The organism is Streptococcus suis (assembly GCF_017601095.1).
In the GTDB taxonomy this organism is placed as follows: Bacteria; Bacillota; Bacilli; order Lactobacillales; family Streptococcaceae; genus Streptococcus; species Streptococcus suis_Z.
Genome location: NZ_JAGFUX010000010.1, coordinates 46016 through 67715, shown reverse-complemented (window position 1 = coordinate 67715; position 21700 = coordinate 46016). Strand labels below are relative to the sequence as shown.

At 45.5% G+C, this 21700-nt stretch carries 18 protein-coding genes; 1 reads left to right on the top strand and 17 read right to left on the bottom strand.

Going from position 1 to position 21700, the window contains the following annotated elements:
• Window positions 1-14 precede the first annotated feature (14 nt).
• The 11 genes from fabZ to J5566_RS08735 all read right to left on the bottom strand — a co-directional run bounded on the left by fabZ (window position 15) and on the right by J5566_RS08735 (window position 8293).
• Complete coding sequence (fabZ, locus tag J5566_RS08785) at window positions 15-437, bottom strand: 3-hydroxyacyl-ACP dehydratase FabZ (protein WP_024375998.1); 423 nt, start codon at window positions 435-437, stop codon at window positions 15-17.
• Window positions 434-910: an acetyl-CoA carboxylase biotin carboxyl carrier protein gene (gene accB, locus J5566_RS08780; RefSeq protein ID WP_208562975.1), complete on the bottom strand. Its 477-nt coding sequence runs from the start codon at window positions 908-910 to the stop codon at window positions 434-436. Before accB ends, fabZ begins: the two co-directional genes overlap by 4 nt.
• Window positions 911-2146, bottom strand: a complete 1236-nt coding sequence (gene fabF / locus J5566_RS08775; protein WP_208562974.1) for a beta-ketoacyl-ACP synthase II — start codon at window positions 2144-2146, stop codon at window positions 911-913. It abuts the gene before it with no gap.
• Between the two features lie 13 nt (window positions 2147-2159).
• Complete coding sequence (fabG, locus tag J5566_RS08770; RefSeq protein WP_208562973.1) at window positions 2160-2894, bottom strand: 3-oxoacyl-[acyl-carrier-protein] reductase; 735 nt, start codon at window positions 2892-2894, stop codon at window positions 2160-2162.
• A 9-nt stretch (window positions 2895-2903) separates the two neighbouring features.
• A complete protein-coding gene (fabD, locus tag J5566_RS08765; protein WP_208562972.1) occupies window positions 2904-3824 on the bottom strand; it encodes an ACP S-malonyltransferase in 921 nt (306 codons plus the stop codon).
• A gap of 1 nt (window position 3825) precedes the next feature.
• Window positions 3826-4791: an enoyl-[acyl-carrier-protein] reductase FabK gene (fabK, locus tag J5566_RS08760; protein WP_208562971.1), complete on the bottom strand. Its 966-nt coding sequence runs from the start codon at window positions 4789-4791 to the stop codon at window positions 3826-3828.
• A gap of 167 nt (window positions 4792-4958) precedes the next feature.
• Window positions 4959-5183 (bottom strand): acyl carrier protein, encoded by a 225-nt coding sequence (locus J5566_RS08755; protein ID WP_105118537.1) that lies wholly within the window; start codon window positions 5181-5183, stop codon window positions 4959-4961.
• A gap of 56 nt (window positions 5184-5239) precedes the next feature.
• Window positions 5240-6217, bottom strand: a complete 978-nt coding sequence (locus J5566_RS08750; RefSeq protein ID WP_208562970.1) for a beta-ketoacyl-ACP synthase III — start codon at window positions 6215-6217, stop codon at window positions 5240-5242.
• The gene (gene fabT / locus J5566_RS08745; RefSeq protein WP_158455729.1) at window positions 6214-6648 is read right to left on the bottom strand and encodes a fatty acid biosynthesis transcriptional regulator FabT; all 435 of its coding nucleotides are present in this window, start codon (window positions 6646-6648) and stop codon (window positions 6214-6216) included. Before fabT ends, J5566_RS08750 begins: the two co-directional genes overlap by 4 nt.
• Before the next feature lie 79 nt (window positions 6649-6727).
• A complete protein-coding gene (locus J5566_RS08740; RefSeq protein ID WP_208562969.1) occupies window positions 6728-7519 on the bottom strand; it encodes an enoyl-CoA hydratase in 792 nt (263 codons plus the stop codon).
• A 132-nt stretch (window positions 7520-7651) separates the two neighbouring features.
• Window positions 7652-8293 carry an HAD family hydrolase gene (locus tag J5566_RS08735; protein ID WP_208562968.1) on the bottom strand — a complete coding sequence of 214 codons (642 nt, stop codon included), beginning with the start codon at window positions 8291-8293 and terminating at the stop codon, window positions 7652-7654.
• A gap of 133 nt (window positions 8294-8426) precedes the next feature.
• Here J5566_RS08735 and J5566_RS08730 point away from each other — a divergent pair, with 133 nt between their 5' ends.
• Window positions 8427-9779, top strand: a complete 1353-nt coding sequence (locus J5566_RS08730) for an aspartate kinase (protein ID WP_208562967.1) — start codon at window positions 8427-8429, stop codon at window positions 9777-9779.
• A 30-nt stretch (window positions 9780-9809) separates the two neighbouring features.
• Here the strand turns inward: J5566_RS08730 and lacD are convergent, their stop codons facing one another.
• The 6 genes from lacD to secA all read right to left on the bottom strand — a co-directional run bounded on the left by lacD (window position 9810) and on the right by secA (window position 21642).
• Complete coding sequence (gene lacD / locus J5566_RS08725; protein WP_105209352.1) at window positions 9810-10811, bottom strand: tagatose-bisphosphate aldolase; 1002 nt, start codon at window positions 10809-10811, stop codon at window positions 9810-9812.
• 22 nt (window positions 10812-10833) lie between these two features.
• Entirely contained in the window at window positions 10834-11979 is a 1146-nt protein-coding gene (gene nagA / locus J5566_RS08720; RefSeq protein ID WP_208562966.1) for an N-acetylglucosamine-6-phosphate deacetylase, read from the bottom strand.
• A 157-nt stretch (window positions 11980-12136) separates the two neighbouring features.
• Window positions 12137-17482 (bottom strand): discoidin domain-containing protein, encoded by a 5346-nt coding sequence (locus J5566_RS08715; protein ID WP_208562965.1) that lies wholly within the window; start codon window positions 17480-17482, stop codon window positions 12137-12139.
• A gap of 124 nt (window positions 17483-17606) precedes the next feature.
• Window positions 17607-18710, bottom strand: a complete 1104-nt coding sequence (gene alr / locus J5566_RS08710; RefSeq protein ID WP_208562964.1) for an alanine racemase — start codon at window positions 18708-18710, stop codon at window positions 17607-17609.
• Window positions 18694-19062: a holo-ACP synthase gene (gene acpS / locus J5566_RS08705; RefSeq protein ID WP_208562963.1), complete on the bottom strand. Its 369-nt coding sequence runs from the start codon at window positions 19060-19062 to the stop codon at window positions 18694-18696. The genes alr and acpS overlap by 17 nt, the downstream gene beginning before the upstream one ends.
• Before the next feature lie 57 nt (window positions 19063-19119).
• The gene (gene secA / locus J5566_RS08700; protein ID WP_208562962.1) at window positions 19120-21642 is read right to left on the bottom strand and encodes a preprotein translocase subunit SecA; all 2523 of its coding nucleotides are present in this window, start codon (window positions 21640-21642) and stop codon (window positions 19120-19122) included.
• Window positions 21643-21700 lie beyond the last annotated feature (58 nt).

Genomic DNA, 21700 nt, shown 5'->3' with positions numbered 1-21700 from the left:
ATCTCCTTTAGATACTATTTCCCAATGGCAAAGGTTAATACCCCCGACGCAGCCAGTTTTCCGTCCACCTCTGCCTTTGCTTCAACAACCGCAATGGTTCCACGGCGTTTGACAAATTTAGCTGTCATAATCAACTGGTCACCAGGTACAACTTGCTTCTTAAATTTAACCTTATCCATGCCGGCATAAAAGACCAGCTTGCCCTTGTTTTCTTCCTTGGACAATTCCAAGACACCTGCGGTTTGTGCCAAAGCCTCCATGATGAGAACACCTGGCATGACAGGATAGTCTGGGAAATGCCCGTTGAAGAAGGGCTCGTTAATGGTCACATTTTTGAGGGCGACAATCTCATCTTCCGAAACTTCAAGGACACGATCGACCAAGAGCATAGGATAGCGATGAGGAAGAGCCTCTTTAATTTTTACAATATCAATCATTTGATGCGTACCAGTCCTTGTCCAAATTCTACAACATCTTGGTTGGCCACTAAAATCTCTGTGACTATACCATCACGATCAGCAGGCACTTCATTCATGACCTTCATGGCTTCGATAATCATGAGGGTCTGCCCCTTTTTGACCGTATCACCAACTGCTACAAAGGCTGGCTTGTCAGGAGCTGGTGACAAATAGGCCACACCAACCAGTGGACTTTCCACTACCGCACCCTCCGCTACAGAGCTTGAGCTAACTTCTACTGGAGCTGGCTCACTGGTTTCAACTGCTGGCACAGGGGCTGGGCTTGCAGGAGCTACTGGAGCAAGCGGAGCTTCTACGATTGGACTTGGAGCCACTGTCGCCTGCTGGTTTTTACTGAAATGCAAGGTTTCCCCAGCATTGCTATATGAAAATTCTCGCAAACTTGACTGGTCAAACTGACTCATCAGGTCCTTAATTTCTGTAATATTCACTTAGGCCTCCCAACGTTTGAAAGCAATGACTGAATTATGCCCACCAAAGCCAAATGTATTTGAAATGGCATGACGGATTTCCATGTCACGACCTTGACCATAGATAACATCCGCTTCGATGTAGTCAGACAATTCTGCCGTACCTGCTGTCTTAGGTGCATGAGAATGACGCATCGCCTCAATAACAGCTGCTGCTTCAACGGCACCTGCCGCACCTAACAAATGCCCTGTGAAGGACTTGGTGGAAGAAACTGGCGTGTTCTTGCCGAAGACGGATACGATAGCTTGGCTTTCCCCTTTTTCATTAGCCGGTGTCGAAGTCCCATGGGCATTGATGTAGTCAATGTCAGCCGGCTCCAAACCTGCTTCTGAAATGGCCAACTTCATAGCCTTAATAGCACCCAGACCTTCTGGATGTGGAGAGGTCATGTGGTGGGCATCGCAGGTATTTCCATAGCCGACGATTTCAGCCAAGATGGTTGCCCCACGCGCTTCTGCATGCTCCAAACTTTCCAAGACCAAGACCGCAGCCCCTTCTCCCATGACAAAACCATTGCGATCCTTGTCAAAGGGAATAGACGCACGTTCTGGGTCCTCAGTTGTCGACATGGCCGTCAGAGCTTGGAAACCACCGATTGCAAAAGGTGTTATAGCCGCTTCTGAACCACCTGCCAGCATAACATCTTGGAAGCCAAACTTGATTTCACGGAAGGCTTCACCCAAGGCATCGTTAGACGAAGCGCAGGCTGTGATGACACACTTGCAGACACCATTGGCACCGACCTGCATGGCAATATTTCCGGCCGCCATGTTTGGCAAAGCCTTCGGAAGTGCCATCGGACGAATCCGTTTTGGTCCTTTTTCGTTCATGCGAGCAACCTGCTCTTCAATTTCCAAAATACCACCGATCCCTGTTGACAAGATAACACCGAAACGATCGCTGTCAACTGCTTCAGTATCAAGATTGGCATTGGCTACTGCCTCTTGAGCCGCATAAAGAGCATAGAGGGAGTAGTTGTCGTAGCGGTTAGTATCTTTTTTAACGAAGTATTTGTCGAAAGGAAAATCCTTGATTTCTGCCGCATTATGGACAGTGTATTGGCTAGTGTCAAACTTGGTAATCTTTCCGATACCAATTTTGCCATTGACCAAGCTATCCCAGAATTCTTCTGGCGTATTTCCAATTGGAGATGTCAGACCGTAGCCTGTCACTACTACACGATTTAGTTTTGTCATTTTCAAACCTCTCTTATTGCATGGTCAAACCGCCATCAATGGCAATGACTTGTCCAGTTAAATATTCTTGTTTAGCCAAGAAGACAGCGACATCCGCTACTTCTTCCGTTAAACCGAAACGTTTCATAGGAATTTGCCCCAACATGGCATCCTTGATTTTATCAGACAAGACATCTGTCATATCTGACTGGATAAAGCCTGGTGCGATGGCATTGACACGGACATTTCGACCAGCGACTTCACGAGCAATGGATTTTGTAAAGCCGATAACACCTGCCTTAGAAGCGGCATAGTTTGCCTGACCAGCATTCCCTGTCAAACCGACCACACTAGAAAGGTTGATAATAGCCCCTTCACGTGCCTTGGTCATGGGCTTCAAAACAGCCTGGGTCATGTTGAAGGTCCCTGTTAGATTGATACTCAAAACGCTCTCGAAATCTTCTTCCGTCATTCGCAAGGTCATACCATCCTTGGTAATTCCTGCATTATTGACCAAGATATCGACGCTACCGAGTGCCTCAACTGCCTCAGCCACCATCCGTTTGGCATCTACCGAGCTGGAAATATCACCTGAAATCGCCACCACTTTGACACCGTAACTTGAAAAGCTATCCAGCAAGTCCTGCCCCAACTGACCACGACCATTCAGCACCACATTGGCACCAAGACTGGCAAACTTATGGGCAATGGCCAAGCCGATTCCACGACTTGAACCTGTCACAAACACATTTTTATTGGTAAGTTCCATGATTTCTCCTTATTGGCTAGTCAACAAGCCTTCTAGACTTGCCACATCTTCTACTGTCACCACCTCGGCTGTCTTATCAATTTTCTTGATAAAGCCTGCTAAGACCTTACCTGGACCAATTTCGATAAACTTGGTCACACCAGCCGCCTGCATGGTTGCAATGGACTCGTAAAAACGGACAGGCTCCATAACCTGACGGGTCAAGAGGGACTTGATGTCCTCTTTTCTCATGACCTTGGCTTCCGTATTCCCAACCAAGTCTACTTGGAAATCTGAAAACTCCACCTCTTCCAGAGCCTGAGCTAATTTCTCCGACGCTGGACGCAAGAGAGCTGTATGGAAAGGCCCCGACACGTTGAGGGGAATCATGCGTTTGACACCCGCCGCCTTCAAGGCTTCCACCGCCTCATCCACAGCTGCCACCTCGCCACCGATAACGATTTGGGCTGGTGTATTGTAGTTGGCTGGGGAAATAATCCCAGAGGTAACTGATGAACAGACCTCTTCGATCAAGCTGACATCTGCATTGAGGACTGCGACCATCTTACCAGTTCCTGCTGGTGCAGCAGTCTCCATAAACTCACCCCGTTTGGCAATCAAGGAAATGGCATCTTCAAAGGCCAGAGCACCTGAGGCAACCAAGGCAGCGTATTCTCCCAAGGACAAACCAGCCACCATGTCGGGTTTAATTCCTTTTTCAGCCAATAAACGATAGATCGCAAGGGAGGTTGTCAAAATCGCAGGCTGGGTATAGCGGGTCTGGTTGAGCTTATCTTCCTGATGGTCAATCAAGTCCCGCACATCATATCCCAGAATCTGACTAGCCTGGTCGTAAGTTTTCTTGACAATGGGATAGGTGTCATAGAGGTCACGGGCCATACCGAGTGTCTGGGCCCCCTGACCTGCAAATAGAAAGGCTGTTTTTGTCATCTTATTCTCCAACGGAAGCCCAGCGACTCGCTTGTTCCTGAATCACCTTAGCAGCTCCAAAATATAAATCTTTCAAAATCTCTTCACAGGTTTCTTCCTTGGTCACCAAGCCAGCAATCTGACCTGCCATGACCGAACCATTGACCACATCGCCTTCCACAACGGCATTGCGAAGGGCACCTGCACCCAGTTCTTCAATGGATTCTGCAGAAATTTTCCCAGCAAGGAAGTCTTTTTCCGCAGCCGCATAGGCTGTCGAAAGCTTGTTCTTAATCGCACGCACCGAGTGACCTACAACGGATGCCGATACTGTTGTGTCAATATCCTTAGCCTTGAGGACTTTTTCCTTGTAAGCTGGGTGGGCGTTGGATTCTTTTGCTACAACAAAACGTGTTCCCACCTGAATTGCTTCTGCTCCCAACATGAAGGCAGCAGCAGCACCTGCACCATCTGCAATACCACCTGCTGCGATAACAGGAATGGATACGGCATCCACAACCTGACGAACCAAGGTCATAGTTGTCAATTTACCGATATGACCACCTGCTTCCATACCTTCAGCGATGACGGCATCAACCCCTAATTTTTCCATGCGTTTAGCAAGAGCCACACTCGGTACTACTGGAATAACCGTAATTCCAGCTGCGTGCAAGCGTTCCATGTATTTTCCAGGGTTGCCCGCACCTGTGGTCACTACTTTAACACCTTCTTCAATGACCAAGTCAACAATGTCATCTGCAAAAGGCGACAAAAGCATGATATTGACGCCGAAAGGCTTGTCTGTGATGGACTTGACTTTATCAATGTTTGCCTTAACAACTTCTTTGGGAGCATTACCTCCACCGATGATGCCTAAACCACCAGCATTTGAAACCGCACCAGCCAAGTCACCATCAGCCACCCAAGCCATACCACCTTGGAAAATCGGATAATCAATGTTTAATAATTCTGTAATCTTTGTTTTCATACTTCCCTCAATCTATATTTGCTTAGCTAATCATTTGAATATCAAACAATTAGCTAAACAAGCGAGGGCAACGCCCTCACTTAATAATTAGTTTGATGTTTCAATGTTTTGAATATCAAACTATTAACCTAAAGAAAAATGCTCACTAGCACTTTTCTCTTGAAATCTTATTTAGTTTTTTCTTCAACGTAAGCAACCAATTCACCTACAGTTGTCAATCCTTCTTCTGTATCGATTTGGATGTCGAATGCATCTTCGATTTCAGAGATAACTTGGAAAAGATCCAATGAATCTGCATCCAAATCTTCAAAAGTTGTTGTAAGGGTTACTTCTTCAGCATCCTTACCCAATTCTTCAACGATGATTTCTTGTACTTTTTCAAATACTGCCATGATAGTGCTCCTTTTTATAAAAAAATATTTTAATCTTGCCAGAGGCAAGGAATTAACTAAAGTTTCAGTAGTAGCGTACCCCAAGTCAGCCCGCCACCAAAACCTGCCAGAACGACTGTCTGACCACTGTCCAACCGCAGACTACCTGCCTCCACACACTCTGATAGGAGAATAGGAATGCTAGCTGCACTGGTATTGCCATAGTGCATCATATTGGCTGGAAATTTCTCAATACCAAGGCCCAGCTTGCGTGCCATCTTGTCTAAGATTCGACTGTTGGCCTGATGAAGCAAGAAATAGTCAACCTCAACACCAGTCAAACCTTGACTGTTTAGTAGCTCTGCAATGGTCTTGGTCACATCGCGAACAGCAAACTCGAAAATCGCTCTACCGTCCATCTGCAAATAGGGCTGGTTGCCTCCCTCTTTCGAGAAGGGGGAATGCAGACCCGACTGGCCAGAGGTTAGACTAAGGCCACGACTGCCGTCGGTTCGGTTGATTTCCGCTAGAAAATGTTGCTCCGAACTAGCCTCTAGCAAAACACCACCAGCTCCATCTCCAAACAAAACTGCCGTCCCGCGATCCGTCCAATCAACTGTCTTGGACAAGACCTCCGCTCCGATCACAATTCCCTTTTGGTAAATACCAGAGGAAATCAGTTTGTCAGCGGTGGACAGGGCAAAAACGAAGCCCGAACATGCTGCGACTAGGTCATAGGCAAATGCCTTCTTCGCACCAATTGTCGCCTGGACCCGAGCTGCCGTTGATGGCATAGCTGAGTCCGGTGTAATAGTTGCGACGATGATAAAGTCAATTTCATCAGCAGTTACACCTGACTTGTCGAGCAGGTCTTGGGCAACCCGACTGGCCAAGTCACTGGTGTCCTCATCCAGAGAGATGCGTCTTTGACCAATACCTGTCCGTGAGGAAATCCAATCATCACTGGTGTCCATAATCTGTGCTAAATCATCATTGCTCACGATTTGTTTCGGAACATAGTGGGCAACCTGGCTGATTTTAGTGAAGGTTCTCATTTCAGATCCTCCAGGAAATTATAGAGTTTGTAGAGCCCTTTTTTCATCACTTGATATTCTGCCTCGTCCATCCCGTCTGTAATTTGCTTGACCATTTCATTATGAAACCGTTGGTGCAAGCGATAGACCAGCCGACCTTTCTTGGTCAGATAGAGATGAACAACTCGTCTATCCTTAGTAGAGCGGACACGTTCGATATAGCCCTTGCGCTCCAAGTTGTTGAGACTGGTTGTCACCGTTCCAAGCGTGACCATCAAAGCCCGAGCGATATCGCTCGGTGTCGCTCCCTTTTTATCACCAATCTCATCGATGGTGTGCATTTCCTTAATGGAAATGTCGTTGAAACGACTTTTGCGGAGGCTGTTTTCCTGAATGACCAGGACATTGTTAAAAATTGCCGTTAGATATTCATTGATTTTTGGATCTTCCAAAACTAGCCTCCTTTACTTTGATAATCAAAGTATACTCCAGAATAATTTGATTGTCAAACATTTTTTCAGAAAATGCTCATTATTTTCCTGTGAAAACGGGTCTTCTCCGCTCTGCATGGGCACGTACACCTTCTTTGAAATCTTCTTTGAAGGCCAGATATTCTTGTTTTTGCAACTCCAATCGACGATAGGATTCCCAATCTTTAAACTGGCTCTCCCAAACCAATTGTTTGATCGCCACGTAGGAATTGATAGAGCCACGCATGAGTTTTTTGATAACCTGTTGTACAGTCTTTTCCAACTTTTCTGGCTCAACCAGTTTGTATACAATGCCGTATTCCAAGGCTTTCTCAGCCGTCAATCCTTCTCCTGTCATGGCCAAGTGACTGGCACGATTGGCTCCAATGGCACGACTGAGCAGGAAAATCCCTCCAGCGTCTGGGGCCAAACCAACACCCACGAAAGCTTGGATAAATTTGGTCTTAGTTGATGCGATGACAAAATCCGCTGCCACTGCCATATTGGCCGCCGCACCAGCTACTGCCCCATCGGTGACCATAATAACCACTTTTGGCAGTTGCTTGAGGGCGAAGGAGATGTCATTAACCAACTCTGCGATTCGGACCAAGGAAGGAATATCATCCTCATCCACCGCCCGCTTCATCTCCACCAAATCTCCACCAACAGAGAAAATCGGACCTGCTGCTTCAATCTTTAGAAACTGCACTTGTTCATTTTTAGCCGTCTCTTCAATAGCAGCCAACATCTCTTCACACATGAGAATATTAAAGCCATTTGCTACATCTGGACGGTTGAGTGTCAAGGTCGCTAAACCTTCTGTCACCTGAAAGTGTATCGTTGAGTAGGACATAAGTTTCTCCTTTATTAGCCATTCAAAAACTTTGAACATCAAACTATAAAAGTAAATTTATCCTATTCTACCATACTTTTGACAAGTGTCTGGTTTTCAAATAAGAAAAACTGTCACGTCCGAAAAAAGAGCCTAAGCCCTTATTATGTATTCCTTCAATTGAGTTAGGCTCACAATCCTTCGATCAGCCTGGCTTTGAACCAAGCCGATGTGCTTGTCCTCAATCGCCCAAACCTCTAATCCAGCTGCCTTTCCTGCTTGTATGCCCTTGGGGCTATCTTCAACAACCAAGAGTTCTTCTTTTGAGAACCCAAGTGCTGCCGCAGCTTTTTCATAGACTTCTGGTTCAGGTTTACCTGCCTTGCAATCCATCCCTGAAAATACAGCCGAAAAGTAGGGTGCTAGACCACTTTCTGACAGAGCCCTATCAATATCCTGTAGATCCGTGTTTGAAGCAAGCGCTAGTTTGAATCCCTTTTCTGTCAACCATTTCAAAACTGCATGAGCATCGGAGAACACCAGACGACCATAGGGAACGGGGTGTTGGTCTTTGTACTCCCTGTATTCCTTCTCCAGTTCGCCCACATCCCACTGATCAAATTGGTCTCCCAAAATGAGTTGCCAAACTTGATGGACTCGACCTCCGACAAAAATAGCTGGCTCCAAGTGGGAAACAGATAAGCCCTTGGTCGCTAAAAAGTCTGCCCAACGTTGGTAATAGTAAGGTTCTGTATCAAACAGTACACCGTCCATATCAAAAATAATACCCTTCATGCCTTCCTCCATTCCAGACTACATTGTACCATATTTTTGTCCATAAACTGGCAAGGCTAAGTTTTTCAAAAAGGATTACTGACAAGCCACCCTCTTTTTGCTATAATAAAAAAAATACAATTGAGGAGTAGAGATGAAAGTTACAAAATTTGGGGGAAGCTCCCTCGCTTCTGCAGGCCAACTTGAAAAAGTATTTAAAATTGTCCAGTCGGATCCTGAACGACGCTTTGTTGTCGTATCAGCACCGGGCAAACGGGATGCCGCTGATACAAAAGTAACAGATGCCCTGATTCAATACTATAAACATTACATCAAGGGAGAAGATGTTACTGCGAGTCAGGACTGGATTATCGATCGATACCAAGCAATGGTGGATGAGTTGGGCTTTACAGCTAAGAGCATGAAAAAAATCGCTCAAAGTATCAAGGACCTGGCAACTCTCCCAATTGAAAACAATGATTTCCTCTATGACAGTTTTTTAGCTGCTGGTGAAGACAATAATGCCAAATTAATCGCTGAATATTTCACCTACCGTGGCTTGCCAGCCCGTTATGTCCATCCTAAAAAAGCTGGTATTATCGTTACTTCAGAGCCTGGAAATGCCCGTATCTTGCCTTCTAGCTATGACAAGATTGAAGAATTGCGAGAAGCAGATGAAGTCTTGGTAATCCCTGGTTTCTTTGGTGTGACCATCGACAATCAAATCTGTACTTTTTCCCGTGGCGGTTCTGACATTACTGGTTCGATCGTAGCTGCTGGTGTTAAGGCTGATCTCTATGAGAACTTCACAGATGTTGACGGAATTTTTGCTGCCCATCCTGGCATCATTAAGAACCCACATTCAATCAAGGAATTGACCTATCGTGAAATGCGGGAATTGGCTTACGCTGGTTTCTCTGTACTCCACGACGAAGCCTTGCTACCAGCCTATCGTGGTCGCATTCCTTTGGTTATTAAAAATACCAACAACCCAGACCATCCAGGTACACAGATTGTCATGGAACACAGCAGCGGAACCCTGCCAGTAGTCGGAATAGCTGCAGATGATGATTTCGTAAGCATCAACATATCCAAGTATTTGATGAACCGAGAAGTAGGTTTTGGCCGCAAGGTTTTACAAATTTTGGAAGACTTGAATATCCGCTTCGAACATATGCCAACCGGTATCGATGATTTGTCCATCGTACTCCGTGAGCGTGAATTGACACCGATTAAGGAAGAAGAAATCCTCCGTCAATTGAAGACAAAATTGGAAGTGGATAAGGCTGAAATTGAGCACGGTCTGTCCATTATCATGATTGTCGGTGAGAACATGAAGAGCCATGTAGGGGTAACAGCTACTGCAACCGCTGCACTATCTCAACAAAACGTTAACTTGGCCATGATTTCACAGGGTGCCAGCGAGGTTTCTGTCATGTTCGTGATCAAAACAGAAGAAAAAGAAAAGGCCCTCAAGGCCCTTTACCAAGCATTCTTTGCAGAATAAAAAGTTTGAGGAAAACTCCTCAAACTTTTTTTATTTCACTTCCACTTTTTCTGTCCAAGGACGAGCAGTTGTCGCTAGAACTTCATTGAGTTCTTCGACATTACGGCGACCTTGGTCAGCCAACCAAGCTTTAGCCGCTTCTTCGCCTTCACTTGCAAAGATGGCTACTGCATCCTTCCAAGTGGCGCGTCCACAAAGAACACCGTTAAAGCTTGAACCTGCTTCTTTGGCAAAGACAAGGGTTTCTTGGAAGAGTTTAGCTGATACACCCGCACTCAAATAGATAAATGGCAAGTGGGTGCTGTCTGTTTGCTCCTTGAAGAAGGCTTTGGCTTCTTCAACTGTATAGACTGGCTCTTCATCTGTGTAGCCTTCTACAAAGTTCATGTTAACCGGTACCTCTACCTTAAGCACATCTGCATTGTAGCGTGGCTTGCTGAATTCACGCATAGCACCATTGACCTTGTGTGGTTTGAGGGCTGCGTATTCACGAGAGGTTACATCCATGTCGCTGGCATCGTAGGTCAAGATTTCCACGAAGTAAGGAATATCTTCAGCAATACACTCGCTACCAATGCGTTCTACCCAAGCGTGCTTGATATCGTTGATCTCTGGCTTGTCATCTACATCATAGTAAAGCAAGATTTTCACGGCATCTGCTCCCAATTCTTTGATGCGTTTTGCGGACCAGTTTGGTAAAAGGTCTGGCAAACGACCTGGTGTGGAGGCATCGTAACCAGTTTTTTCATAGGCAGCGATAAAGCCACAGTCTGCATGGCGCAATTCAGAAGCTGGAACACCATATTCAGCGTCCAAAAGGATGGAGCTTGCATAAGGTGTCAAATCGCTTGAGATTACTTTTTTGAAATCAATCAAAATATCGTCTCCAAATTCGCCACCACCTGCTGCCGCAGCCAAGAGGCGTTTCAATGCTCCACGTTGGTCAATAGCCAAGGCTGCAATGACTTGGTCGCTGTTTGACAAGCGCGTCATATGGTCAAATTTAGCCTGAGAAAGTTGTAATTTTGTCATTCTTTTCCTCCTAAGGATTTTATTAACCGAATCGTTTGACTCCATCGAGGTAGGTAGCTTGCAAATGTCCTGCATCATCTACGACGATAAAGTCTGCTGCCCGTCCTTCTGCAATCTGACCACAAACATGGTCGATGTTGACAGAACGAGCTGGTGCCAAAGATGCCATTCGAAGGGCATCAGGCAGGGAAACCAAGCCCCATTCAACCACATGTTGAACAGCTTGAATCAATTCGAGGATAGATCCTGCCAAGCTGCCATTGTGCTTGAGGCGGGCTGTGCCGTCTTTTACAACGACTTCAAATTCTCCAAGTCGAGAATCACCTTCACCCATGCCTCCTGCTCGCATACAGTCCGTAATCAATACAGTTTCTTCTGCGCCACGCGCCTTGACAACAATTTCTGCTGCCGCTGGATGAACATGGTGACCATCACAAATCATTTCTGCATAAACATTTTTTAAGTTCATGGCTGCACCAACCATTCCTGGCTCACGATGATGTAGCCCACTCATACCATTGTAAACATGGACAAAAATATTTGCACCAGCCTTTACAGCCGCTTCTGCTTGCGCATAGGTTGCGTCGCTATGGGCTAGAGCTGTATGAATGGCCTTGCTGTTGGCAAATTCGATAAATTCTGTCACCCCTTCTCTTTCTGGTGCAATGGCGATTTTATTGACCAGACCCTTGGAAAGCTGGTGCCATTTATCCAATTTGTCAATTGATGGATCGCTCATATACTTGGGATTTTGAGCTCCCTTGTATTTTTCTGTAAAGAAGGGACCTTCTAAGAAAATGCCCTGAATCTTAGCACCTGTTTCCTGACCTGCATAGGTTCCAATGGTTTCACAGACTGCATCTAGATTTTCAGTAGAATCAGTTAAGGTCGTTGGCAACCAAGAAGTTACCCCACAAGATAAGAGGCCTTCTGAAATGACCTTGATGCCTTCAAAATCATTGTCCATGACATCGTGGGATGCATAGCCATGAATGTGGGTGTCCACCAAGCCTGGTGCCAGATGATAGTCGGAATAATCAATAATATCCCCTTCTGGTTTTTCTGTCAGAATCTGACCAAAAGTACCTGCTTCTGTTAGTTCTAAATAAGCATTTTCTACTTCTGAATCTGACAAGATGACTGATTTTGCATGAATGTACTGCGCCATGCCATCCCTCCTTTTTATCAATATATTATATTAAACAACTGGTTATATCCACCTGTTTCTATTGTAATCCCATTGCTGGATTCTGTCAAGCTATTTCCTTATAAGATTTGAAATCCCTAGACAAGAGCTAAGGATTTCACTTTTTCTATCTTTTTTACTAATCCCTTTTCTTTCTCATCCAGCTAGCCATGCCCAGACTTGCTAGCCCCATAAATAGAAGGGTACTAGCTTCTTGGCCAGTTTTTGGAAGAACGGAATCAACAGGTTTTGTATTTGCCTGTTTGATTGGCTGCATAGACTGGTCTTTGTCTTGACGCTTAGTAAGCGTCAAGACATAGTCTCCACCGTAAGCACTAGTCAACCACATGCCTTCTTTCTCCATTTGGAAGAGCAACTCACGTGGTCCTTCAGCTGTCAGCAACTGAATTCTTGCTACATCAGCTACAACTGGTATGAACAACTGTACTGGTCCATATGGTTGTACTTCTTGACCCGCTTGATCGAGGAAGATAAGTTTATAATAAAGCGAATGCTCAACAGTCTCTATACGTACGAGAATATTCTCAATTCCGTATAAATACAAGGCTGGTCCTTCTACCTTAACTCCAGACTCCCGATCCATCAAGGTCACCCGAGCTCCCCAGTCATAAGCCGGTACTCGATGGCTGGCGGGAGCGACAAATTGACCTTCAGTAACTACCGGATCTTCCGAATCACTCGGATCAGTAGTAGGTAGTGTTGGAACAACCGGAACGTTCGGCTCATCAACCGGAGGAGTTGGTACTTCCGGTGTGATTGGCGCATCAACTGGCGGAGTTGGTACTTCTGGTGTGCTTGGCGCGTCAACCGGAGGAGTTGGTACTTCCGGTGTGATTGGCGCGTCAACCGGAGGAGTTGGTACTTCCGGTGTGATTGGCTCATCAACTGGCGGAGTTGGTACTTCTGGCATGATTGGCGCATCAACCGGAGGAGTTGGTACTTCTGGTGTGATTGGCGCGTCAACCGGAGGAGTTGGTACTTCTGGTGTGCTTGGCTCATCAACCGGCGGAGTTGGTACTTCCGGTGTGATTGGCGCGTCAACTGGCGGAGTTGGTACGCCCGGTGTGCTTGGCGCGTCAACTGGCGGAGTTGGTACTTCTGGTATGATTGGCTCATCATCTGATGGGTTTGATACGACTGGTGTACTTGGTTCAGCTGGTTCGTCTGGCTTATCAGCTAAAGTCGAAACCAGTGCGAGCATTTGTCGGACCGTATTGGCAGAGGCATATTTATTATGTAGGACAGTGTGGATGGTCAACCAATCTTGGTTGTCGTAATCCACTAATTTTTCTGCAAACTGTCTCGCAAGCTCTGCTTTGTCCGCCAGATCCAAATCCTGATAAACCCGAAGCTCTCTCACGGCAATTTCATTTTTTCCAGCCTGACGCTTTAGACTTTCAAATTTGACATAGCGAGCCTTAGTTGGTTGAATGGCGATAGCTAACTTGGCCTGTGTATTGCCACTGCTGGTATGAATGGTACGAAATTCCTCCAAATCATCTGAAACAAGGATCTTAAAATCCGTAGCCAGGCGGTTCGCATCAAATAGAACCTCAATTGATGACATATCCTGCGAACTGCCTAGATCGACGATAAAGAAATCCGTATCCCTATCACTCGAATTCCAGCGGCCTTCACTGGCTTCTGTATCTCCATCTGTGATATTTCCCTTATGGTATGGACGGATATTCTGATTCCAGAAATTGGAATGGTTACGATAGTCGTAAACAGGCTTGTGCAGGGCAATGTTGACCTTGCCCAAACCTTCTGTCATCACCTCTTCGGCACTACTGGTTCGATTATAAACCTTGATATCTTTTATGTAACCCTTGAATCCTTTGGCAATTTCCTTGAACGGAAGGTTAAAACTGGTTCGGAAATTCTTGTCTGTGCCAGTCGGAGCATTTTCATCATGCGAAAGGGTGACAATTTTTTGACCATCTAAGTACAGGGTCAATACCTGACGGGTTCCAGCCAGAGTTAGTTTATAATCACGCCCCGCTTCCAGTTGAGGATGAAGGAACTGACTATAAAAATATCGGTTGAGCATCAGGCCGCTCGCTACGGTGCCATCCTGTTTTCGACCTGTCCCATTGAGATAAATCGCTCCATCTTCACTGAAGAGCAGACTTCCCTGGTCAATCGCTGTCGGTCTAAAGGTCATCTCAATCGTGTATGGAAGAGAAATGGTCTCAATGTCCGTCAAGAGATGGTTGTCACCTGTAAACTTGAACCATTTTTCCCCATCTAACTCTTCCACAGTTAGGTCCCCAACAGACTGAATCTTGCGGTTGTTGTTGCTCAAATCCACGACGGAGCCATCAAGGACATGGTTTGCATCAATGTGCACCAATACTTCCGATTTGCTCTCAAGCGGCATGTAATTTTTGCGTAACTTGGTCGCTTCCATAGACATCTGATAGTCCAAGTAGGAACGGTTGGTCTGGTCATTCCAAGTTTTAAATCCAATCATAGCCAAGGATTTTTCCAAACGGTAGTAGAGATCACTCTCTTCAATCCCTTCTGCATGTTCATCTCCCCACATGGCTCCCTTAGCCCCCAACAGATTTGGTTCACCTACTAAGGCATTGGCATAATCAAAGTTGAAAATGGTTGGATTCCAATGTTCAAAAACGTACTGCTCATTGATGATGTCTTTGTGATTACGTCCTGGTGTCACATAGGTAAAGGGCTGTGGAACATTGACAACCTTAAAGCCTTCATTGATTCGATCAACAGAAACCGACTCGTACTGGGCCCACTCATCAAAGATGATGTCCTTATCTACTGGTGTAGTACCGTTGAATTTTGAAAGGGCTCCCCAAGTTCGCAAGGTTTTTCCTTTGGACTTAGCAAGGGCATTGAGCTCGTTTAGATAGGTACGGAAACTCTCTACGTTACCTTCTTTTTGCCAATATTCATCAACCCCCAGATGAATATGACCATAATCAAAAATTTCTTCATCCAAATATCCTGTAATCAGATCAGTGATAAAGCGTTTGGCACGTGCCGTCCGTTCTGGCAAGACTTCTTCGTTAATAGCCAAAGCTTCTAAGTCCCTAGGGTGATGGATTGGCTGTCCCAGATAGTCAATATTATCAGGATTGTCAAGAGCATAAATACTATAAACAGACGAATGCCCTGGGCTGTCAATTTCAGCTAGAATCTGGATACCAGCCGCCTTGTTTTCTGCCTGGAAGGCTCGAAATTCTTCCAAACTATAGGATGGATTGCCATAGGTCGTTCGGTAAAAATCATATTCTCCTTCATAGCGATCATGCTTGAAATCACCTTGATTCAAGGATGGGAATGTTGGAGACTCCAAGCGATGGGCTTTCTCCGTTTTTCTCCAGGCTTCAACATCCGCCCGATTGCCACTTGCCGGCCATTGGGTGTCATTTAGATGGAGATGCAGTTCATTTAGTTTGTACCAGCGGAACAGACGAGAAACTTCCTTCAGGAAGTCCATCCGCATAGGAATCCGAGCCACATCTAGCAACATACCTCGAATGGCATAGTTTGGATAATCTCGATAGACACCCTGGGTCAGGTGCCCATCTTTTTGCAACATTTGAGCCAGGGTCACTGCTGCATAGTTGATGGCCTTTTCACTACCTGCAAAGATTTCTATTTTTTCTCCAACTCGCAAAAGGTAGCCTTCATCTTTCAGGTTATACTGATCGGACAATTGGAAGACAATGGTCGCTTCTTCTCGACTAGTCTGACTGAGAGAGAAGCCCAGAATATCTGATAAGTCCTGGTTAAAGAGGTCAAACTGCTTCTTGAAGGCTGGATCGATATAGACCTTGTCCGACTCGCTTAACTGACGAATGCCTTGTCCAGCTAAAAATTCTTGAATCTCCAAAGCTAGACTTGGCTTTTGATTACTTCCAGAGACCTCTTCCTGATGGTTAGCAGCGATACGTATGGTCTTATTGGTCTTGCTGGCTGGCAAAATGGACTGGTCGTTTTTCCGTCGTGCTGCAACCAGCATAACCACATCTTGGTCATTAAGAATGTAGGATGAAATACGGCCATCGTTTTCAACGACATACTCCTTGGCTGATCCAATGATGTCATAGATGTATTCATCATCTTCTTGGATATTGGTCAAGACAACCCGTCCATCTGCCACAGCTAGACTGGCATTGGCTAGCTTGGCAATAGGATCGACTGGTGTTCTAACCTCTTCTGTCAACATCCCCTTGATACGTATATCGGTCACAGAAACAGCCTTGCCTCCCGCAAAACGATTGACCTTGTCAAACCGAAAACGTACAAAGCGTTTAGCTTCAAGCGGACTCTCAAATTGTATACGGTCACTTTGATTTTCAAGTGTCTGACTGTCCTGCAACTCATTACGACGGACTAAACTAGTCCACTGACTGTCATTTTCTTCATCTGCTGTTAGAATTTCATAATCAGTCGCATACACCTTTCTAAAGAAATCAATTTCGATCGAGCTGATGCGCGATGCTGCGCCAAGGTCGACCTGTAACCATTGGGGTGTTTGGTTATAATCAGCCGCTACCTGTCCATTTGGTTTCATATCTTGAGCAGCATAGCGACTGGCTGGATCGGCATCAAAAGCAAACTCTGGTCTAGTCCCTGTTCCAGCTTCCACACCTGAAGAAGTGGCTGGGCGATTGCGTGAGATCAAACTTTCTACAAATGGCTGATTCTGTCCAGCAGTAGGAGCGGCTTCCTCTCCCAACATGCGTCCCATGACCCTTATTTCTTTGATGGAAACTGAGTTGCCATGCGCATAAGGATTGACCTGGTTAAAAGTAAAACGTAGATACCGCTCAACTACCTTTGCTGTCTCGAATCGGATCAAATCAGTCGGATTAACCGTGGTAGGACTGGCTTCCAAACGTCTAGTAGCAACTTCCTGCCAACTTTCCCGATCAGCAGATGTCGCAACCTGGTAGTTACTGGCATAGACCTTTTGGAAGAAATCAATCGCAATCGAGTCCACACTTGCCTGGTTCCCCAAATCAATTTCCAACCATTGGCTTGTTTGAGGAGCAGCCGGATCGACAGGCCCATTTGCCTTCATACGCGCTCCTGAAAAGCGCGTTGCTAAGTCTTGATCCACCACGTGGCTAGCTAGAAAACCGGTACCTTCTTCAATGCCTGAAGAAGTCACTTCTTTTCCAGCTACAAGGTTGCTTGACATAGTCTCTGAGGCGGCTCCTGCCTCAGCTAGAGCTACCTCCCCTGCAGGGTGAAGGTTCACCTCAACAGGAGGCAGTTCAGATGGAGCTTCTACCTCTTCGCTTAAGGTGCTCTCCTCTTCAATCAGTGTTTCTAATGAATGAACTGGTACTTCTTCCGCCAAAACCAGTGTCGATTTTGCCCCCATTAAAAAAAAACCGACGACAGCGATCCCTACTCCAAGAGTAGATTTCCGAATCGCATAACGATAGCGACGTTCGAGATGAGTATGATCTGTCCGCCTCATCACTTGCCCTCCTTTGTAAGCGTTTACATTTTAGTAGAAAAATATCGTTGTTTATATATTAACATAGTTTATATATTCTTTCAAGTCAGATCTTAACAAACAAAAAAAGTCCTTTCGGACTTTTTTAATCGATTTTTCGAGGCAATCTATCGGATAACATACAAGTGATTTCATAGTTAATCGTCCCCAGATAGTCTGCCCAATCCTGTACTGTGATGATTGCATCTTGGTCTTGGCCAATCAAGGTCACTCGGGTTCCTAATGGATAGATTTTCGGTAGTTTAATGGTAATTTGATCCATTGAGACACGCCCCACAATCGGGCAAATCTGTCCATCTACCAGAACATGAAAACCTTGCAGCGAACGGCGCAATCCATCCGCATAACCGATTGGAACAGTGGCGATAATCTCTTCTACCTGACTTGTATAGGTGTGGCCATAGCCAACCGTTGCGCCAGCTTCAAGGCGTTTAACATGGACGATTTCTGAATAGAGACTGAGTGCTGGACGAACTGAGAAGGGCAATTCCAAGGTTCGTCCACTTGGGTTCAAACCATAGAGGACATCTCCTAGACGGACCATAGTGAAGAGCGCCTGGTCCTGCCAGAGACTTGCTGCAGAATTGCTAGCATGTACAAGTGCTGGCAAGGATTCCAGCTGGGCCAAAAATTCTTGGAATCGAGCCAATTGACCATGGAACCTACGGTCATCTTGCTCATCTGCACTCGCAAAATGGGTATAGATTCCTTCAAAATACGCACCAGCTTGGTCCAAAATCTCCAAAGCCTCCAACATCTCTGCAGGTTGTCTAAAGCCCAATCGACCCATACCTGAATCTATCTTGATGTGAACAGCCACTTGATCAAAGCTCACCTGCCCAGCAAGAGCCAACTGCAACCATTCCAAGCTGGTCACAGTAATGGAGATGCTTAACTGCCCAGCTTGCTCTACCTGTTCAATCGGAATGACCCCCAGTACCAAAATACGGGACTCAATTCCTGCCTGTCTCAGCTCCAAGGCTTCGTCAAATGTAGCAACACAAAATCCGTTTACCTGACTAGCTAGTTGCTTGGCAACCGCTAAGGCACCATGCCCGTAAGCGTCTGCCTTTACGACCGCAAAAACTTGTTGACGAACAGGTAAGTGAGACTTCATTTGCTCCAGGTTATAGGAAATATTTTCTAAATCAATTTGGGCCCAACTTGGCCTACTACTGCTTGCCTTCATGATCTTCCTCCAAAATGACACTAGCCTGGGCAAAATTTCCAGAATGACTAATGGAAACCCAAACCCTCCCTTCAAACGGGGAGCGGCTGACAAAAGGTGCCCCTCGTCGATCGGACAAAATCTCAATGTCCAGAAAACCTAGGGTCCCGATCCCAGTGCCCATGGCCTTGGAAAATGCCTCCTTGGCAGCCCAACGCCCCGCTAAATAGGCCATCCGCCGTTTTGTTGGCAACTCCCTGTACCGAGCCATCTCCTCTTCTGTCAGAATCCGCTGGGGAAAGTTAGAGTGCTTGTCGACCGCAGCTTGAACAGCTGAAATCTCCTGCAAATCAATGCCATGTCCAATAATCATCTTGCTTCCAAAAAAGGTCTGGAATGGTATCCAAGACCTCTTTTTATCCTTTGTTTCTTATTTGCGACCGTGACAGTTTTTAAACTTCTTACCAGACTGGCAAGGACATGGGTCATTACGATGAACGCCCTCAAATGCCACTTCCGCCACTTGTTCAGACTGGCCTGGAATAATGTTTTTAACTGCTGTCGTATGCGCCTCTTGAGCTGCACGTTCACGTTCAATGTTATCGTGAATTTGCGCTTTCATCATCAAGCGTGTCACATCAAACTCAATAGCCCCAATCATGTCATTAAACATAGTGAAAGCTTCTGATTGGTACTCCACAATCGGGTTATTTTGTGCATAACCACGCAAGCTAACTGCATTACGCAATTGATCCATAGAGTCAATGTGATCCGTCCACTTGTTATCTACCACACGCAAGATCAAGACTTTTTGGAATTCTTGAATACGTTCTTCATCCTTCAACTTGTCAACCTGACTTTGGTAAACCTCCATCGATCGATTGTAGAGTTCTTCTACAATCTCCTCTTCTGAAAGATTCTCCAAATCTTCAAATTGAATGGAATATTCATCAACCAGGTTCATCTGTGCAAATTTCAAGATACCTTGAACAGCCTCCTCCTGCTCAGATTGATGGTGGGCAGCAACCTGACGCTCGATGGTCCGCTTGATCATACTCTTGATTTCTGGAGCAAGATCTCGATCGGCTGTGATGACATCATAGCGTTGGCTATAGATAATCTCACGTTGTTCTCGCATGACATCATCGTATTGAAGAACTTGCTTACGAGAATCATAGTTATTTCCTTCAACACGTTTCTGAGCCGCTTCAACTTGGCGTGTTAACATACCTGATTTGATGACTGACTCTTCTTCTGTCAGGTTCATTCGATCCATAAAGGCCTTAATGCGTTCTGAACCAAAGCGTTTCATCAAGTCATCTTCCAAAGAAAGGTAGAATTGAGACTCACCTGGGTCACCTTGACGACCAGAACGACCACGAAGCTGGTTATCAATACGACGGCTCTCATGGCGCTCTGTACCAATAACACAGAGACCTCCAAGCTCTCGAACACCAGGGCCCAACTTGATATCTGTACCGCGACCCGCCATGTTGGTAGCGATTGTCACAGCACCACGTTGACCTGCATTCATGATGATTTGCGCTTCACGGTAGTGGTTTTTCGCATTCAATACTTCGTGAGGAATACCCGCCGCCACTAAGCGTTGTGAAAGATAGTCAGATGTTTCAACTGCGACAGTACCAACCAGAACTGGCTGCCCTTTTTCATAACGCGCTTTAACATCGGCCACAACGGCATTGAACTTGTATTCCAAACTTGGATACAACAAGTCTTCATGGTCAATACGTGCAATCGGACGGTTGGTTGGAATCGGAACAATGCGAATGTTGTAGATTTCACGGAACTCTTCTTCCTCTGTCTTACCAGTACCAGTCATACCAGAAAGTTTTTTATACATACGGAAGAGGTTTTGGTAGGTAATCGAAGCACTTGTCTTGGATTCGTTTTGAACTGGAACCCCTTCCTTGGCTTCAATGGCTTGGTGAAGACCGTCCGAGTAACGACGACCTTCCATAGTACGTCCTGTAAATGGATCGATAATCATGACTTCTTGTTCATCATTGACCAGGTAATCCACATCATAGGTCATAATGTAGTTGGCACGAAGAGCATTGTCCAAGAAGTGAGTAATCGCTACGTTTTCAATATCATACAAGTTGTCTAACTTAAAGAATTTCTCTGCCTTGTCAATTCCTGAGTCTGCCAAACCAATTGTCTTAGATGGCACATCGATGATGTAATCATCCGGATCTAGTGATTTGACCAATTTGTCTGCCAAAAAATAGAGTTGATTGGTTTCTGAACCTTGCTGACCTGATACAATCAATGGCGTCCGTGCTTCGTCAATCAAGATAGAGTCAACCTCATCGACCAAGGCATAGTTCAAGGGACGTTGTACCATCTCTTCTGCACGAACCACCATGTTATCACGAAGATAGTCAAAGCCAATCTCGGAGTTGGTTGAATAGGTAATGTCACAGTTATAGGCTTCGCGTTTTTCAAATGGTGATTTGGCTGCCAAGTTAATACCGACAGACAAGCCCAACCAAGAATACAATTCACCCATCTCAGTTGCATCACGTGTTGATAGGTATTCATTGACCGTTACTACGTGAACGCCTTTGCCAGATAGAGCGTTGAGGTACACAGGCATGGTCGCAGTCAAGGTTTTACCTTCACCTGTGCGCATCTCTGGCACGTCACCGTTGTGAAGGACAATCCCACCCATGACCTGTACCTTATAAGGATACAAACCCAATACACGTCTAGAAGCTTCACGAACGACCGCAAATGCCTCGAAAAGTAAATCATCTAAGGACTCACCGTTATTGTGACGGTTCTTAAATTCGACAGTTTTTGCCTTTAATTCTTCATCTGAGAGGGCTTCCATCTGTTCCGCATAAGAAAAGACCTTATCAGCCATTTTCTCCAATTTTCGTAATTCGCCCTTCTCGTTTTCGATGAGGGAGCGAAGCATATTTCTTACCATAAATTTTATACCTACTTTTGTTTCAGTTCAATTAGTAATTGTATCATAATTATAGCTT

Excerpts from the sequence above, each read along its gene's own strand:
- fabZ (WP_024375998.1), bottom strand. The coding sequence starts at position 437 with ATGATTGATATTGTAAAAATTAAAGAGGCTCTTCCTCATCGCTATCCT.
- fabF (WP_208562974.1), bottom strand. The coding sequence starts at position 2,146 with ATGACAAAACTAAATCGTGTAGTAGTGACAGGCTACGGTCTGACATCT.
- fabG (WP_208562973.1), bottom strand. The coding sequence starts at position 2,894 with ATGGAACTTACCAATAAAAATGTGTTTGTGACAGGTTCAAGTCGTGGA.
- fabD (WP_208562972.1), bottom strand. The coding sequence starts at position 3,824 with ATGACAAAAACAGCCTTTCTATTTGCAGGTCAGGGGGCCCAGACACTC.
- fabK (WP_208562971.1), bottom strand. The coding sequence starts at position 4,791 with ATGAAAACAAAGATTACAGAATTATTAAACATTGATTATCCGATTTTC.
- J5566_RS08755 (WP_105118537.1), bottom strand. The coding sequence starts at position 5,183 with ATGGCAGTATTTGAAAAAGTACAAGAAATCATCGTTGAAGAATTGGGT.
- J5566_RS08750 (WP_208562970.1), bottom strand. The coding sequence starts at position 6,217 with ATGAGAACCTTCACTAAAATCAGCCAGGTTGCCCACTATGTTCCGAAA.
- J5566_RS08740 (WP_208562969.1), bottom strand. The coding sequence starts at position 7,519 with ATGTCCTACTCAACGATACACTTTCAGGTGACAGAAGGTTTAGCGACC.
- J5566_RS08735 (WP_208562968.1), bottom strand. The coding sequence starts at position 8,293 with ATGAAGGGTATTATTTTTGATATGGACGGTGTACTGTTTGATACAGAA.
- J5566_RS08730 (WP_208562967.1), top strand. The coding sequence starts at position 8,427 with ATGAAAGTTACAAAATTTGGGGGAAGCTCCCTCGCTTCTGCAGGCCAA.
- lacD (WP_105209352.1), bottom strand. The coding sequence starts at position 10,811 with ATGACAAAATTACAACTTTCTCAGGCTAAATTTGACCATATGACGCGC.
- nagA (WP_208562966.1), bottom strand. The coding sequence starts at position 11,979 with ATGGCGCAGTACATTCATGCAAAATCAGTCATCTTGTCAGATTCAGAA.
- J5566_RS08715 (WP_208562965.1), bottom strand. The coding sequence starts at position 17,482 with ATGAGGCGGACAGATCATACTCATCTCGAACGTCGCTATCGTTATGCG.
- alr (WP_208562964.1), bottom strand. The coding sequence starts at position 18,710 with ATGAAGGCAAGCAGTAGTAGGCCAAGTTGGGCCCAAATTGATTTAGAA.
- acpS (WP_208562963.1), bottom strand. The coding sequence starts at position 19,062 with ATGATTATTGGACATGGCATTGATTTGCAGGAGATTTCAGCTGTTCAA.
- secA (WP_208562962.1), bottom strand. The coding sequence starts at position 21,642 with ATGGTAAGAAATATGCTTCGCTCCCTCATCGAAAACGAGAAGGGCGAA.